Source organism: Blastococcus sp. TF02-09 (assembly GCF_003319105.1).
Taxonomy (GTDB): Bacteria; Actinomycetota; Actinomycetes; order Mycobacteriales; family Geodermatophilaceae; genus Blastococcus.
Genome location: NZ_QOHH01000009.1, coordinates 93,537 through 109,335 on the forward strand (window position 1 = coordinate 93,537; position 15,799 = coordinate 109,335).

Below are 15,799 nucleotides of genomic sequence, written 5' to 3' on the forward strand. Positions count from 1 at the left end.
GAGGTGCCGTCGTGGACCTGGAGCAGGTGGCCGACGAGCTGTACGAGGTGCCGCCCGAGGAGTTCGTCGCGCTGCGGACGACCCGCCAGGACGAGGCCAAGGCCGAGGGCGACAAGGCGCTGGCCAAGGAGATCGGCGCGCTGCCCAAGCCCTCGGCCGCCGCCTGGGCCTGCAACCTGCTGGTCCGCGAGCACCGCACGGAGATCGAGGACCTCGTCGAGCTCGGTGACCTGCTGCGCGCGGCCCAGGAAAACCTGGCCGGGGACCAGCTGCGCGCCCTCGACGTCCAGCGGCGCCAGCTGGTCACCGCCCTGACCCGGCAGGCCCGGGGCCTGGCCGCCGGGCGCGGGCACCCGGTGAGCACGGCGGTCGCCACCCAGGTCGAGGAGACCCTGCGCGCGGCCATGGCCGATCCCGACGCCGGGCAGGCGCTGCTCACCGGCCGGCTCACCTCGCCGATGTCCTACAGCGGCCTGGGGACGACGGTGTCCAAGCCCGACCTCCGGTTGGTGCACCCCGCGCCCCGCCACACCCGCACGACCGAGCGCAGCGAGAAGCCGGCACGGACGCGCGCTCCGGCGAAGCAGGCGGGGGAGTCCGCCGCCGACCGCCGGGCTCGCGAGCAGGAGGAGCGCCGGCGCGCGGCGGAGGAGAAGCGCCGGCGCGAGCTGGCCGAGGCCCGCGCCGTGGAGCAGGAGGCCACCGCCGCCGCGGACGAGGCCGCCGCCCTCCTCGAGGAGCAGCGGCAGCGGACCGAGGAGCTCGCCGCCCGCCGGTCGGAGCTGCAGGCGCGGGTGGACGAGCTCGCCGACCAGCTCGCCGAGGCGGAACGGGAGGTGGCCGACGCCGCCGCCGCGCTCAAGCGCGAGGAACGCCGGCGCGCGGCCGCCGAGCGGGAGGCGGCCGACGCGGCGGAGGCGCGGGACCGCGCCGCCGCGCACGTCGCGTCCCTCGGCGGGGACTGACGCCGAGGAGCGCGCTCAGCCGGAGAGCTCGCCCGGGACCGCGATCACGTCCACCATGGCGCCGTTGCGGAACACCGTCATCGGCAGCGGCTGCCCGATCGCCTCGGTGAACAGCAGCCGCTGGAGGCTCTGCGCGTCCGCGACCGGCCGACGCCCGGCCTCCAGAACCAGGTCACCGCGCCGGAGCCCGGACCGGTCGGCCGGCGCGCCGGGGACGACGTCGACGATCCGCAGCCCGCGCCGCCGGCCGGTCCGGGCGGCGAGCTCGGCGGGCAGGGGTGCGGGCGTGCTGACCACGCCGAGGTAGGCACGGCGGACGCGGCCGTCGGCGACGAGCGCCGCCAGGATCCGGCGGCTCGTGGTGTTGATCGGCACCGCGAGGCCCAGGCCCCACCCGGCGACGGCGGTGTTGATGCCGACCACGCGCGAGGAGGAGTCGGCCAGTGCGCCCCCGGAGTTGCCCGGGTTGAGCGCGGCGTCGGTCTGGATGACGTCCTCCACGACGCGCGCCGTCCGCCCGTCGCGCGTCGGCAGCGACCGGCCCAGTCCGCTGACCACGCCGGCGGTGACCGAGCCGGCCAGCCCCAGCGGGTTGCCCACCGCCACGACCAGCTGCCCCACCCGCAGCGACGCGGCGTCCCCGAGCTCGGCCGGCGGCGGCGTGGCGCCCCGGGCCCGCACCACCGCCAGGTCGGACAGCGGGTCGGCCCCGACGACGTCGACGCCGATCTCGGTGCCGTCGGCGAAGACCGCGCGGCCGCTCCGGGCCCGCGCCACGACGTGCGCGTTGGTCAGTAGCAGGCCGGCGTCGTCGACGACGACGGCGGATCCGGCTCCCGAGCGCCCGTCGGCGCCTTCCACCTCGAGGGCGGCCACGTGCGGGGTGAGGTCGGCGGCGACCGTGGTGACGATGCGGGAGTAGGCGTCCAGCGCGGTCTCCGGCGCGAGCGCCTCGGGTTCGGAGGTCATGGCACGCTCCTGATTACGGGATTACGCGCACCAGTGAACGCCTCGTCCCGGCCCTGGGACAGCGATCACGCCGAGGGCGAACAGGTCAGCCCATGGTCTTCTGGCCGTCGAGGGACTCGCGGAGGATGTCGGCGTGACCGGAGTGCTGCGCGGTCTCGACCGCGATGTGCAGGAAGGTCCGCCGTACCGACCGGCGCGCCCCGGGCTCGAACCACGGCGCCTCGGGGAGCGGCCAGGACGCGTCCAGGTCGAGGGTGCCCACGAGCTCGTCGGTGCGGGCGGCCACCTCGTCGTAGCGGGCCAGCACGCCCGCCAGCGTCTCGTCCGGCAGGAGCCGGAAGGCGTCCGCCCAGGCCGCGTACCCGGCCTCGTCCTGCGGCGGCGCGACGGCAAAGGGCCCCTCGACGGCGAACCGCGCCCAGTTCCCCTCGGTGTGCGCCACGTGCTTGATCAGGCCGCGCAGCGTCAGCTCGCTCACCGTCGTGCGCTGCCGCGCCTGCTCGTCGGTGAGCCCCTGGACGGTGACGCGCAGGAAGTGCCGATGCGTCCGCAGCAGCTCCAGCAGGTCGGCCCGTTCGCCGGTGAGGGTGGTCGTGGTCATGGCTGCCTCCCGTCGTCGATGGCCCGACGCTAGGCCGGGGGTACGACGATTCCGAGGGGTTCCGGCGCCGGCCTGCGGCGCGGGCGGGGCCGCCCTAGCGTCGCACCATGGCCGACTCGCAGCGCGTCGCGATCGTCACCGGTTCGGAGTCGGGCATCGGGCGGTCGGTCGCCGTCGCCCTCGCGGAGCAGGGGTGCGACGTCGGCATCACCTGGTACCGGTCCGAGGAGGACGCGGAGGAGACCGCCCGGCAGGTGCGGGCGCTGGGCCGGCGCGCCGAGGTCCGCCACCTCGACCTGACCCGGCTCCCCGAGGCCGCCGATGTCGTCGACGACCTCGCCGAGACCCTGGGCGGCGTCGACGTCCTGGTCAACGACGCCGGCACCGGGCACCGGACCCCGCTGCTCGAGCTCGACCTCGCCACCTGGCGCGAGGTGCTGGCCACCGACCTCGACGGCGCCTTCCTCTGCCTCCAACGGGCGGCCCGCCGGATGGTCGCCGCCGGCCGGGGCGGGCGGATCGTGAACATCACCAGCGTCCACGAGCACGCCCCCCGGGTCGGTGCCGCGGCGTACTGCGCGGCCAAGGGCGGCCTCGGGCTGCTCACCAAGGTCGCCGCGCTGGAGCTCGCCGAGCACGGCATCACGGTCAACTCCGTCGCGCCCGGGGAGATCGCGACGGCGATGACCGGCCAGGAGGACGAGGACCCGACCGCGCCCGGCCACGAGCGGCCGGGCGTGCCGCTCCGGCGCCCGGGCTCGGCCCGGGAGGTCGCCGCCGTCGTGGCGTTCCTGGCCTCGCCCGCGGCCGGCTACGTCACCGGCGCGTCCTGGCCGGTGGACGGCGGCATGCTCGAGATGGGCCCGATGGCCGGCTCGCACCTGGAGAGCGACGACTGGCGCCGCGGCTGAGCGTCAGCGGGTTCGGCGGCCGGCGGCCTTGCGCTGGTAGAGGTCCTCGTCGGCGCGGGCCAGCACGCTGCCGAGCGTGTCCCCGGGCTGCACGGTGGCCATGCCCGCCGTCCAGCGGAACGGGTGGGTCTCCTCGAGCTGGGCGAGGAGTTCCGCGGCGCCGTCGCCGTCGGTGGCCGGCAGGCACAGCACGAACTCGTCACCGCCGTAGCGTCCGAGCAGGTCGGCGTGCCGCAGGCGGGTGGTCCAGCCGGTCGCGAGGTCGCGCAGCAGGGCGTCACCGGCTCCGTGGCCCTCCCGGTCGTTGACCTGCTTGAAGTCGTCCAGGTCCAGGAGTGCGATGACCAACGGCTCCCCGGTGCGCACCGCCCGGGACAGGTGCCGCGACGCCTCGATCTCCCAGGCCCGGCGGTTGGCCACCTGGGTCAGCGGGTCGGTGTCGGCGGCGTCGTGCAGCCTCCGGGCCAGGCGGCCCTGGGCCTCGGCCAGCGCCAGGACGGTGACGGTCAGGACCACCCAGGCCTGGAGGAAACCCGAGGGCTCGGCAGCGGCGGCGCCGGCACTGCACACGACCACGAGGAAGACCGCGTGCGCGCGCGCCGCCGGCAGCGGGAGCACGTGGGCGGCGTAGAGCGCGACGGCGAGGAGTGCGGGGCCGAGCGCCACGATGCCCACGGCGGTGGCCGAGCGCCAGGCGAGGACGGCGACGAGCACCGACATCACGGCCACGGCCGTGTGCACCAGCGCCGGCTCCAGCGGCCGGCGGTGCGCGGCGAGCGCGACGCCCCCGGCGATCCCGACGACGCCGAGGCCCCAGAGCAGGCCCACCGGGGTGTCGGCGTCCATCGGCCAGGTGGCGCCCGCGAAGCACAGGGTTCCGCTGACGAGGTAGAGGACGGCGAGCAGCGTCGCGGCCGGGCCTCGCCGATGGCCGTACATGCCGATCACCTCGAGATCTCGGGCCACACCCGGTGCCCGGGGCCCCGGCGTGTTCTCACCGGGGAGCAGGGGCGGGCGCGGTCGGGGCGATTCTGCACGTTCCAACGACCCGGGCCCGTACCGGATGCGGGCGCGCTCCCGTCAGAAGACGGCAACCGTCGCCGGCCCGGAGGAGGACCGGGTCACGGACAGGTCAGACCGACGTCCGACCGACGTCCGACCGACGTCCGACGCCGGAGGCTCAGGCCGAGTCGCGCTGGGTGACGTCCACGTCGTCCGCGGCCGGGTTCTTGGGACCGCCGGTCTTGGTGACCTCCCACCCGGCGCCGAGCTGCTCGAGCGCCAGACGGCCGTAGACCTGCTGCTGGGTGGCCACCCGCTGCGAGCGGCCCCGGCCCAGGAAGCTGATCAGCCAGTGGAACACCGTGGTGAACCGGCTCTTGAAGCCGACGATGTACATGAGGTGGACGACCAGCCACAGCACCCAGGCGATGAAGCCCTCGAACTTGAACCGTCCGATGTCGGCGACCGCGGAGAACCGCGAGATCGTCGCCATCGAGCCCTTGTCCTTGTACCTGAAGGGGGGCTTCGGCTCCTTGCCGTCGAGCCGGCGCTTGATCGCGTCGGCGGCGTAGCGGCCGCCCTGGATGGCCACCTGCGCCACACCCGGCAGCTTGTCCAGCGCCATCATGTCGCCGACGACGTGCACCTCCGGGTGGCCCGGCAGCGTGAGGTCGGGCTGCACCTGGATGCGGCCGGCCCGGTCGACCTCGGCGCCGGACTGCTCGCCGAGGATCCGGCCCAGGTCGGAGGCCTGGACCCCCGCCGCCCAGATCTTGGTGGCGGCGTTGATCCGGCGGACCTGGCCGTCGGCGTCCTTCACGTCGAGGCCGTCGGCGTCGACGTCGGTCACCATCGCGCCCAGCTGCACCTCGACGCCGATGCGGTTGAGGTGCCGGCGGGCGCGGTCGCCCAGCTTCTCGCCGAAGGACGGCAGCACGATCGGCGCCGCGTCCAGCAGGACGATGCGCGCCTGGGTGGGGTCGATGGTCCGGAAGTCCCGCTTCAGCGTGCGCCGGGCGAGCTCGGCGATCTGGCCGGCCATCTCCACCCCGGTCGGGCCGGCGCCGACGACGACGAAGGTCATCAGGCGGTCGATCTCGGCCTGGTCGGTCGCGAGCTCGGCGAGCTCGAAGGCGCCGAAGATCCGGCCGCGCAGCTCGAGCGCGTCGTCGATGCTCTTCATGCCGGGGGCGAACTCGGCGAACTGGTCGTTGCCGAAGTAGGACTGCCCGGCACCGGCGGCGACGATCAGCTCGTCGTAGGGGTGCACGGTGGTGCGGCCGAGGACGGTCGAGGTGACCGTGCGCGCGGCCAGGTCGACGCCGGTGACCTCACCCAGGACCACGCGAGTGTTGTCCTGGTGCTTGAGGATCTCGCGGGTGGCCGGGGCGATCTCGCCCTCGGAGAGGATGCCCGTGGCCACCTGGTAGAGCAGCGGCTGGAACAGGTGGTTGGCGGTCTTGCCGATCAGCGTCACGTCGACGGGAGCGCGCCGGAGCGCCTTCGCCGCGAACAGCCCGCCGAAACCGGACCCGATGATGACGACGCGCGGCCGGCCGCCGTCGGTCCCGCGTCCGTCGGAGGTACGCGTCGCTGGTGTCGTCATGCTCACGATTCTCCCATTCCGGGCCTCGTCGGTCCCTCGGGACTCCGGGCGATACCTGCCACAGTCCTGCGCTCCCGGCTGGCTGGTGCCGGAACGGTCCGGTGGACCGCACGGATGTCCACCGAGCTCGCCCTCCACCTGCCCGGGATGGGCCTCGGGAAACCGGTTCCGCCGCTGGAGACGCTGGCCGGCGAGGTCGGCTCGCGGCTCGGGGAGGAGCCGGTGGCCTGCGAAGGCTGAGGAGCGAGGGGGTCCTCCTACTGGCCGTCGGTGCGGCCGCGCACCTCGGCGTAGCGCTCGCGCACCGCGGGAGCCGGCGGCGCCTCGAACGTCTGCAGCCCGGGCTGCGCCCACTCCGGCGGGGTGGCTGCGCCGGACAGCGCCCACGCGGCCTGGCGTGCGGCGCCGTCGGCCACGTACTCACCGGGTGGCGGCACGAGCACCGGGTGCCCGAGGACGCCCGGGGCCAGCTGCTGCACGGCGGGGGAGCGGGCGGCACCGCCCACCAGGAGCACCCGCTCGATCCGGACGCCCTGCGCCGCGACCGCGTCGATGCCGTCGGCCAGCCCGCACAGCAGTCCCTCGACGGCCGCCCGCGCGAGGTGCGCCGGGGTGGCGGTGCGCAGCGTCAGCCCGTGCACGGCTCCGGTGGCGTGCGGCAGGTTCGGGGTCCGCTCGCCCTCCAGGTAGGGGACCAGCACCAGCCCGCCGGCGCCCGAGGGGGCGGACAGCGCGAGGTCGGAGAGGGTGGCGTGGTCCACGCCGAGCATCCGCGCCGCGGCGTCCAGGACCCGGGCGGCGTTGAGGGTGGCCACCAGCGGCAGGTGGTGGCCGGTGGCATCGGCGAACCCGGCGACCGTGCCGGTCACGTCGGCGACGGCGGTCGGGGTGACGGCCGAGACGACACCGGAGGTCCCGATGGAGACGACGACGTCGCCCGGGCGGGCGGCCAGGCCGAGCGCGGCCGCCGCGTTGTCGCCGGTACCGGGGCCGAGCACCGCCCCGGAGCCCGCGAGCGCACCCACCTGCTCGGCGGGACCGGCGACCCGGGGCACGGCGGGGCGGCGGCCGCGCATCGCCCGCTCGAGGAGGTCGAGGCGGTACTCCCCGCTGCGGGCCGACCAGTAGGCGGTGCCACTGGCGTCCCCGCGGTCGGTGGTCAGCGTGCCCAGCGCGCGGCCCTCGGAGAGCCGCCAGGTCAGCCAGTCGTGGGGGAGGCAGACCGCGGCGGTGCGGTCGGCGTGGTCGGGTTCGGCGTCGGCCAGCCAGCGCAGCTTGCTCGCGGTGAACGAGGCGACCGGCACCAGGCCCACGGCGTCCGCCCACGCCTGCCGGCCGGCCGCCTCGTCGCCGTCGCCCAGCTCGAGGACGAGGTCGTGCGCGGCGGCCGCCGAGCGGACGTCGTTCCACAGCAGCGCGTCGCGGACGACCTCGCCGTCCTCGTCCAGGCAGACCATGCCGTGCTGCTGACCGCCGACGGCGAGCGCGGCGACGTCGTCCAGACCGCCGGCCTCGGCCGCGGCGCGGGTGAACGCCTCCTCCCACGCGCTCGGCGGCACCTCGGTGCCGGGCGGGTGCGGCGCCCGGCCGCTGCGCACCAGCGCCCCGGTGTCGGCGTCGCGGACGACCACCTTGCAGGCCTGGGTGGAGGTGTCGACTCCTGCGACGAGGCGCCGGGCGCCGGTCATCGGGGCCGCCGGGGGGAGGTCACGCGGCGGACTGTAGCGCCGGTGACCTTGACCACACAGGGGTCCGGCCCTAATTTGTTGACCCGACCGACGAATTATCTCTACCGAGCCGACAGGAGGCCGGGTCGTGACCGTGGCGCGTCCCCCGGCCGACGGCGCCGTCGCCCGCGAGGCGCCCGCCGACCAGTCCGCCGTCCGCCGCGGGAACCTCGGCCGGGTGCTGCGCCTGCTGCGCGACGAGGGTCCGCGCTCGCGGGCGCGGATCGCCGAGGAGACCGGCCTGAACAAGGCCACCGTCTCCAGCCTGGTCGCCGAGCTCGCCGAGCGCGGCCTGGTCACCGACGGCGACGTCGACCGGGGCGGGTCCGTCGGCCGGCCGGGGCTGCTCGTCCAGCTCGACGGGCGGGCGGTCTGCGCCATCGGGGTCGAGCTGAACGTCGACTTCGTCGCGATCCTGGTGCTCGACCTGCGCGGCGACGTCCTGCTCCAGCACCGGATGGCCCTCGACGTCCCCGCGCTCGGGGCGGAGGGCACGCTCGACGAGGTCGCCCGGCTCGTGCAGCAGGCGCGGGCCGCGACGGCCCACGCCGTCCCGGTCGGGCTGACCGTCGCCGTCCCGGGGCTGGTGCGCAGCGTCGACGGCGTCGTCACCTTCGCGCCGAACCTCGGGTGGCGCGACGTCCCCGTGCTCGCGGGCCTCACTGCCCGTCTCGCCCCGGACCACCCGGTGCGCGTCGAGAACGACGCAAACCTGTCGGCCATCGCGGAGTGGGCCAGCGGGCCGGAGGCGCGGACGCCCAACCTCGTCTACCTGACCGGTGAGGTCGGTGTCGGTGGGGGAGTGATCGTCGACGGGCGGCTGCTGCGCGGAACCGCCGGGTTCGCGGGGGAGGTCGGCCACAACCCGCTGGGCGATCCCTCGGTCGTCTGCGGCTGCGGCCGTCGGGGGTGCTGGGAGACCGCCGTCGGCCTGGGCGCCTTGCTGCGGGCCGCCGCCGACCCGGGCGACCCGGTGCGCGATTCGAGCCGGGACCTCGAGACGCGCCTGGCCGAGATCGCCGCACGGGCCGACGCCGGCGACCGCCGGACCCTCGACGCGCTCGCGGAGGTGGGCGCCGCGCTGGGCACCGGGGCCGCCGTGCTGATCAACGTCGTCGACCCGGAGGTCGTGCTGCTGGGCGGCTACTTCGCCGTCCTGGGCCGTTTCCTCGTGGAGCCGATGACCGAGGCGCTCCGCCGGCGGGTGTTCGCCGCCGACCGCGCCGGCGCGCGGGTCGTGCTCTCCACCCTCGGGTTCACCGCCGCGGTCCGCGGTGGCGCACACGTCGCCCTGGAGTCGGTCTTCGACGACCCCGCCCTCGTGCCGGTCGGCGGCCCCCGCGCCCCCGAGCCGTCGCACCCCTGACCTCGACCCGACCCACTCCCGGACGGAGAACCCGCATGACGCAGTACACCCCGACCAAGGACGACAGGTTCAGCTTCGGTCTCTGGACCGTCGGCTGGCAGGGCGTCGACGTGTTCGGCGGCGCGGTGCGCCCGCCCCTCGACCCGGTGGAGGCCGTGCACCGGCTGGCCGAGCTGGGTGCCGCCGCCGTCACCTTCCACGACGACGACCTCGTGCCCGACGACGCGACCCGGGACGCCACTCTGAAGCGCTTCCGGGCGGCCCTGGACGAGACCGGCATGGGCGTGGAGATGGCCACCACCAACCTGTTCGGTGCGCCGGTGTTCCGGGACGGCGGCTTCACGGCCAACGACCGCGCCGTCCGCCGGTACGCGATCGCGAAGGTGCTCCGCAACATCGACCTCGCCGCCGAGCTGGGCGCGCGCACCTACGTGCTGTGGGGTGGCCGCGAGGGCGCGGAGTCCGGTGGCAGCAAGGACGTCGCCGCGGCGCTGGACCGCTACAAGGAGGCTCTGGACCTGCTCTGCGGCTACGTCCGCGACCAGGGCTACGACCTCCGCTTCGCGCTGGAGCCCAAGCCCAACGAGCCGCGCGGCGACATCCTGCTGCCCACCATCGGGCACGCGCTGGCGTTCATCGACGAGCTGGACGAGCCCTCCCGCGTCGGGCTCAACCCCGAGGTCGGGCACGAGGAGATGGCCGGGCTGAACTTCGCGCAGGGCATCGCCCAGGCGCTGTGGCACGACAAGCTGTTCCACATCGACCTCAACGGCCAGCACGGCCCGCGCTTCGACCAGGACCTGCGGTTCGGGGCGGGCAACCTGCGCGGCGCCTTCTGGACCGTCGACACGATGCTCGGCTCCGGCACGGGGAAGGCCTACGACGGCTACGTCCACTTCGACTACAAGCCGCCGCGGACCGAGGACATCGAGGGCGTCTGGGAGACCGCGCGGGCCTGCATGCGCAACTACCTGATCCTGCGCGACAAGGTGCAGGCATTCCGCGCCGATCCGGAGGTCGCCGCGGCCCTGGAGGCGGCCCGCGTCGGCGAGCTCGCCGTCCCGACCCTGGCCGCGGGCGAGTCCCTCGAGGCGCTCCGCGAGGAGCCGCACGACCCGGTCGCCCTGGGCGAGCGCGGCCTGGAGTTCGAGCGGCTGGACCAGCTCGCGATGGAGCACCTGCTCGGCGTCCGCTGACCCGGGGGGCCGGGGCCGCGCCCCGGCCCCCCGAGCGGTGCCCCGATCGGGCGCGGAGGGCCTGCGCGCCCGCCGCGCCGTGCCACTATGGCCGCGTGGCGTCCACCTCCGCGTCGGCCGGCGCACTGCTGCGGCACGTGCGCACCGGGCGTGCGCGGAGCCGGGCGGACCTCGTGGCGCTCACCGGGGCCTCCCGCAACACCGTCAGCGCGCGGGTGGACCAGCTCATCGCCGCCAGCCTGCTCGAGGAAGGCGGCCGGGGCGGGAGCACCGGTGGCCGGCCTCCGACCCTGCTGCGCTTCAACAGCCGCGCGGGGTGCGTCCTGGCCGTCGACCTCGGGGCGAGCAGCGTCGACGTCGCCGTCACCGACCTCTCGGCGCAGATCCTCGCCACCGTCGGGCACCCGATCGACATCGCCGTCGGGCCGCAGGCGGTGCTGGCCGAGGTCGACCGGCTGGCGCAGAAGGTGCTGGCCGAGGCCGGGCTGACCCCCGGCGACGTCTGTGCCGTGGGCGTCGGCGTGCCCGGTCCCGTCGAGTTCTCGACCGGCCGGCCGTCGTACCCGCCGATCATGCCGGGCTGGCACGACTACCCGATCCCGAGCGCGTTCGGCCGGTACGCGTGCCCGGTCTACGTCGACAACGACGTCAACGTCATGGCCCTGGGCGAGATCGGTGTCGCCGGGTCGGTGCAGGACCTGCTCGTGGTCAAGGTGGGCACCGGGATCGGCTGCGGCGTCATCGTCGACGGCCGGGTCTACCGCGGGGCGCAGGGCAGCGCCGGGGACATCGGGCACATCTACGTCGGCCGGCCCGACGGCCGCACGGTGACCTGCCGCTGCGGGCAGGAGAACTGCCTGGAGGCCATCGCCGGCGGGCAGGCGCTCCTCCGTGACGCCCGGGCCGCGGGGCTCCCCGTCGAGACCGTCCGGGACGTCGTCCACCTCGCCACCCACGGCGACGGCGCGGCCCTGGAGCTGGTCCGAGACGCCGGCCGCACCATCGGCACGGTGCTCGCGGCGCTGGTCAACTTCTTCAACCCGCACCGGATCGTCATGACCGGTGGGGTGGCGCAGGCCGGCGTGCCGCTGCTCGCGGGCATCCGCGAGGCGGTCTACGCGCGCTCGATGCCGCTGGCGGCGCGGGCCCTCGAGATCACGGTCAGCGAGGCGCCCGATCTGTCCGGCCGCATCGGCGCGGCCCGCATGGCGATCGAGGAGTTCCTGGACGAGGACTCCGTCGCCGTGCTCACCGCCGAGCGCTGACCCGAGCGGTCCCTTCCCGCCCCGCATTCGCGGCGGCGGTGCCCGTGCTGCCTCCGGTCTCGATCCGGTAACCGGGACGGCCGGCCCTTGACCGCGTGTGACCGCACTCATATGTTGCTGCCTCAACCGACTAATGATCAGCGGTGAGCAAAAGTCTGGAGCACGCAGCGTGAGCGAACCGGATCGACCGGCCGCGGGGAACGCCCCGCTGCTGGAGATGCACGGCATCGTCAAGACGTTCCCGGGGGTGCGCGCGCTCGACGGCGTCGACCTCGACGTGCGGGCCGGTGAGGTGCACTGCCTGCTCGGCCAGAACGGCGCCGGGAAGTCGACGCTGATCAAGGTCCTGGCCGGAGCGCACCAGCCCGACGCCGGCCGGATCGCCTGGCGCGGCGAGGACGTCGCCCTGGGCAGCCCGCAGGCGGCCATGACCCTGGGCATCGCGACGATCTACCAGGAGCTCGACCTGGTCTCCGGCCTCACGGTGGCCGACAACATCTTCCTGGGCCGCGAGCAGTCGCGGTTCGGCCTCACCCGCCCGGCCGCCGCCAACCGGGCGGCCACGCAGCTGCTCACCCGGCTCGGGCACCCCGAGATCCGGCCCACCGCCGAGGTCGGCTCGCTCTCGGCCGCCGCGCAGCAGATGGTCAGCATCGCCCGCGCGCTGTCCCAGGACGCCAAGCTCATCGTCATGGACGAGCCGTCCGCCGTCCTGGACAACGAGGAGGTGGAGCGGCTCTTCGCCGTCGTCCGCGACCTCACCGCCCACGACGTCGCCGTCGTCTACATCTCCCACCGGCTGGAGGAGATCCGCCAGATCGGTGACCGGATCACCGTCCTCAAGGACGGCCGCACCGTCGCCACCGGGCTGCCCGCCCGGGAGACCGCCACGCGCGAGGTCATCACGCTGATGACCGGCCGCGACATCGAGTACGTGTTCCCCGAGCGGACCGCGGGGGTGTCCGCCGGGGAGGCGCCGCTCCTGGAGGTCGAGGGTCTCGGCCTGCGCGGCAGCTTCGCCGACGTCTCCTTCACCGTCCGCCCCGGCGAGATCCTCGGCCTGGCCGGGCTGGTCGGAGCGGGGCGCTCGGAGGTCCTGGAGACGGTCTTCGGGGCCCGCCGGGCGACCGCCGGCACCGTCCGGGTGGGCGGCCGGCGGCTGCGCCCCGGGGACGTCGGCAGCTCGGTCGCGGCCGGCATCGGGCTCGCGCCGGAGGAGCGCAAGAGCCAGGCGCTGCTGCTCGGTGACTCCGTCTACCGCAACATCAGCATCTCCAGCCTGGCCCGCTTCGTCCGCGCCGGCTTCCTCGCCCGGGGCGCCGAGCGGTCGGCCGCACAGGAGCAGGTCCGCGCCCTCGACGTCCGCCCCGCCGACGTCGACCGCGAGGTGCGCACGCTGTCCGGCGGCAACCAGCAGAAGGTCGTCCTGGCCCGCTGGCTGCTGCGGGAGTGCCGGGTGCTGCTGCTCGACGAGCCCACCCGGGCTGTCGACGTCGGAGCCCGCTCGGAGATCTACGCGCTGGTGCGCGACCTGGCCGACCGCGGGGTCGCCGTGGTCGTGGTCTCCAGCGAGATCCCCGAGGTCCTGGGGCTGGCCGACCGCGTGCTGGTGCTCGCCGACGGCGCGGTCGTCGCCGAGGAACGGGCCGACGCACTCGACGAGCACCGGGTGCTCGACCTCGTCATGGAGGGGACCGGTCACCGGGGCGCCCCGCTCACCGCAACGACGCAGCACGAAGGGGACGTGGCATGAGCAGCAGCACCACCGCGACGACCGGAGGCGTGGCCGACGTGTCCGCCACGCCGGCCGGCAACGCGCGGGACACCGGCAGGGGGTCGGGCCTCATGTCCGGGCCGGTGGGCCGCAACCTCGGCCTCGTCGTCGCCCTGGCCATCCTCTGCGTGGTCGGCCTGATCACCGCGGGCGACCGGTTCGCCGACGCCGACAACGTGCTCACCATCCTGCGCGGAGCCGCGGTCCTCGGGGTGGTCAGCGTCGGGATGACCTTCGTGATCATCGGCGGCGGCATCGACCTCTCGGTCGGCGCGCTGGTCGCGCTGGCCTCTGTCTGGGCCACCACGCTGGCCACCCAGCAGCTGGCCGAGGACATCCACTGGATCGTCCTGGTGTTCACCGCGGTCGTGGTCGGCAGCGTGGCCGGCCTGATCAACGGGGTGGTGATCGCCTACGGCAAGCTCGCCGCCTTCATCGCGACCCTGGCCATGCTCACCGCGGCCCGCGGACTGGCCGAGATCATCGCCAACCGGCGGACGCAGATCGTCCGGGACGGCGCGTTCCTCGACTTCTTCTCCGGCGACGTCCTCGGCGTCCCCACCCTGGTGATCGTCTGGGCCCTGGTGGCGGCCGCCGGCTGGGTGGTGCTCAACCGGACGACGTTCGGCCGGCGCACGTTCGCCGTCGGCGGCAACGCCGAGGCCGCCCGGCTGGCCGGCATCCGGGTCCAGCGGCACACCGTGAAGCTGTACGTGCTCTCCGGCGTCACCTGCGGCATCGCCGCGGTGATGATCATGGGCCGGACGACGACCGGCAGCTCCACCCACGGCACGCTGCTCGAGCTGGAGGCCATCGCGGCGGTCGTCATCGGCGGCACGCTGCTGATCGGCGGCCGGGGCACCATCGTCGGCACCGTCCTCGGCGTCCTCATCTTCCAGACGCTGGACAACATCTTCACGCTCAACAACCTGTCCAGCTCGGCTCAGGCCGTCGCCCAGGGCGTGATCATCGTGCTCGCCGTCCTGCTCCAGCAGCGGGTGGCCACCGGCGGCTTCCGGTTCCGCCGGTCCGACGGCGGGGCCGCGTCGTCCGGCGGTGGCGTCGTCCAGGGCGCCCCCGCGGGCGCGGTCTCCGGCGGCACCAGCGAGCCCGGCGGCCCCGGAGGCGCCCGGCCCGGCGCGCTCACGACCTGACCGGGGTGCGGCGACCTCTCACCGCCGCACCCCGGCCGGAACCACCCCGGCGGGCTCCCGCCCGCCGGACCCAGCCCCATCGCTCCCACCCACCACGCACCCCGACGACCTGGCGGTCCAGCCAGGGAGGCGACACACCCCCGAGGAGATCTCCATGTCTGCAGCGAGGCAGCGACCCTTCCGCCGGATGACCTACACCGCGGTCGCCCTGATGAGCGCCGGCGCCCTGGTGGCCGGCTGCACCAGCAACGAGCCGGAGAGCTCGGGCGACGGCGGTGGCGGCAACGCCGCGGCCAGCGACAACGACGAAGAGGGCGACAACGTCGTCATCGGCTTCTCGGCTCCCGCGGCCGACCACGGCTGGATGGCTGGCATCACCGAGGCCGCCCGCGCGGTCGACGACGAGTACGACGACGTCGAGCTGCGGGTCGCCGAGGGCACCAACGACGTCGGCACCCAGATCAGCCAGGTCGAGACCTTCATCAACGACGGCGTCGACGCCATCGTCCTGCTGCCGTTCGACGGCGACGCCCTGACGCAGGTGGCGCTCCAGGCGATGGAGGCCGGCATCCCGGTCATCAACGTCGACCGCGAGTTCAACAGCCCGTTCGCCGCCCGCGCCACGATCCTCGGCGACAACTACGGCATGGGCGTCTCGGCCGGTACCTACATCTGCGAGCAGCTCGGCGACCAGCCCGACGCCGTCGTCGCCGAGATCGCCGGCATCGACTCGCTGCCCCTGACCCAGGACCGCAGCCGGGGCTTCGCCGACGCGCTGGGCGACTGCGGCCTCGAGGTGAGCAACCGCGTCGCGGCCGAGTTCACCGTCGAGTCCGGTGAGGCCGAGGCGGCCAACCTGCTCCAGGCCGCTCCGCAGATCGACGCCATCTGGAACCACGACGACGACCAGGGCGTCGGCGTCCTGGCCGCCATCGAGAACGCCGGCCGCGACGAGTTCTTCATGGTTGGCGGGGCCGGTTCGGCCAACGCGATGCGGGAGATCCAGTCCGGCGACTCGGTCCTCCAGGCCACCGTCATCTACCCGTCGACCCAGGCGGCCGACGGCGTGAAGCTGGCCCGGCTGATCGCCCAGGGCAAGAGCCTGTCGGACCTGGCCTCGCAGGGGGTCCCGCGGACGACGGTGCTCGACGCCCCCGTGGTCACGAGTGACAACGTCGACGACTACATCGACGCCGCGTTCGAGTCCTGACCGACCGATCCGGGGCCGCCGGGTGGGTGCACCTCATCACCCGGCGGCTCCGA

Annotated in this window: 14 protein-coding genes; 9 read left to right on the plus strand and 5 right to left on the minus strand. The window is 74.8% G+C overall.

What is annotated here, in order from left to right:
* Positions 1 to 11: 11 nt before the first annotated feature.
* Complete coding sequence (locus DQ239_RS20395) at positions 12 to 965, plus strand: hypothetical protein (RefSeq protein ID WP_158544844.1); 954 nt, start codon at positions 12 to 14, stop codon at positions 963 to 965.
* Positions 966 to 980: 15 nt separating this feature from the next.
* Here DQ239_RS20395 and DQ239_RS14565 read toward each other — a convergent pair whose 3' ends face one another.
* Entirely contained in the window at positions 981 to 1,934 is a 954-nt protein-coding gene (locus tag DQ239_RS14565; protein WP_113835145.1) for a trypsin-like peptidase domain-containing protein, read from the minus strand.
* A gap of 85 nt (positions 1,935 to 2,019) precedes the next feature.
* Entirely contained in the window at positions 2,020 to 2,535 is a 516-nt protein-coding gene (locus tag DQ239_RS14570; protein ID WP_113835146.1) for a DinB family protein, read from the minus strand.
* A 107-nt stretch (positions 2,536 to 2,642) separates the two neighbouring features.
* Here DQ239_RS14570 and DQ239_RS14575 point away from each other — a divergent pair, with 107 nt between their 5' ends.
* Entirely contained in the window at positions 2,643 to 3,446 is an 804-nt protein-coding gene (locus DQ239_RS14575) for an SDR family oxidoreductase (protein WP_113835147.1), read from the plus strand.
* 3 nt (positions 3,447 to 3,449) lie between these two features.
* Here DQ239_RS14575 and DQ239_RS14580 read toward each other — a convergent pair whose 3' ends face one another.
* Together DQ239_RS14580 and DQ239_RS14585 are read right to left on the minus strand one after the other, a co-directional pair.
* On the minus strand, positions 3,450 to 4,385 hold the full coding sequence (locus tag DQ239_RS14580) for a GGDEF domain-containing protein (protein WP_113835148.1): 936 nt from the start codon (positions 4,383 to 4,385) through the stop codon (positions 3,450 to 3,452).
* Between the two features lie 241 nt (positions 4,386 to 4,626).
* Positions 4,627 to 6,054, minus strand: a complete 1,428-nt coding sequence (locus DQ239_RS14585; protein ID WP_113835149.1) for an NAD(P)/FAD-dependent oxidoreductase — start codon at positions 6,052 to 6,054, stop codon at positions 4,627 to 4,629.
* A gap of 114 nt (positions 6,055 to 6,168) precedes the next feature.
* Between DQ239_RS14585 and DQ239_RS21195 the strand changes: the two genes are divergently transcribed.
* Positions 6,169 to 6,294 (plus strand): hypothetical protein, encoded by a 126-nt coding sequence (locus DQ239_RS21195; protein ID WP_255411237.1) that lies wholly within the window; start codon positions 6,169 to 6,171, stop codon positions 6,292 to 6,294.
* Positions 6,295 to 6,311: 17 nt separating this feature from the next.
* Here the strand turns inward: DQ239_RS21195 and DQ239_RS14590 are convergent, their stop codons facing one another.
* Positions 6,312 to 7,742: an FGGY-family carbohydrate kinase gene (locus tag DQ239_RS14590; RefSeq protein WP_113835150.1), complete on the minus strand. Its 1,431-nt coding sequence runs from the start codon at positions 7,740 to 7,742 to the stop codon at positions 6,312 to 6,314.
* Positions 7,743 to 7,869: 127 nt separating this feature from the next.
* On the opposite strand from DQ239_RS14590, the gene DQ239_RS14595 reads away from it, so the two are divergent.
* The 6 genes from DQ239_RS14595 (at position 7,870) to DQ239_RS14620 (ending at position 15,746) form a co-directional block, all read left to right on the plus strand.
* Positions 7,870 to 9,147 carry an ROK family transcriptional regulator gene (locus tag DQ239_RS14595; RefSeq protein ID WP_233489248.1) on the plus strand — a complete coding sequence of 426 codons (1,278 nt, stop codon included), beginning with the start codon at positions 7,870 to 7,872 and terminating at the stop codon, positions 9,145 to 9,147.
* A gap of 35 nt (positions 9,148 to 9,182) precedes the next feature.
* Positions 9,183 to 10,343, plus strand: a complete 1,161-nt coding sequence (xylA, locus tag DQ239_RS14600) for a xylose isomerase (protein WP_113835151.1) — start codon at positions 9,183 to 9,185, stop codon at positions 10,341 to 10,343.
* A 95-nt stretch (positions 10,344 to 10,438) separates the two neighbouring features.
* Positions 10,439 to 11,608, plus strand: a complete 1,170-nt coding sequence (locus DQ239_RS14605) for an ROK family protein (RefSeq protein WP_113835152.1) — start codon at positions 10,439 to 10,441, stop codon at positions 11,606 to 11,608.
* 169 nt (positions 11,609 to 11,777) lie between these two features.
* Positions 11,778 to 13,361 (plus strand): sugar ABC transporter ATP-binding protein, encoded by a 1,584-nt coding sequence (locus DQ239_RS14610; protein WP_233489251.1) that lies wholly within the window; start codon positions 11,778 to 11,780, stop codon positions 13,359 to 13,361.
* Positions 13,358 to 14,536 carry an ABC transporter permease gene (locus DQ239_RS14615; protein WP_113835153.1) on the plus strand — a complete coding sequence of 393 codons (1,179 nt, stop codon included), beginning with the start codon at positions 13,358 to 13,360 and terminating at the stop codon, positions 14,534 to 14,536. The genes DQ239_RS14610 and DQ239_RS14615 overlap by 4 nt, the downstream gene beginning before the upstream one ends.
* A 154-nt stretch (positions 14,537 to 14,690) precedes the next feature.
* Entirely contained in the window at positions 14,691 to 15,746 is a 1,056-nt protein-coding gene (locus tag DQ239_RS14620; RefSeq protein ID WP_113835154.1) for a substrate-binding domain-containing protein, read from the plus strand.
* Positions 15,747 to 15,799 lie beyond the last annotated feature (53 nt).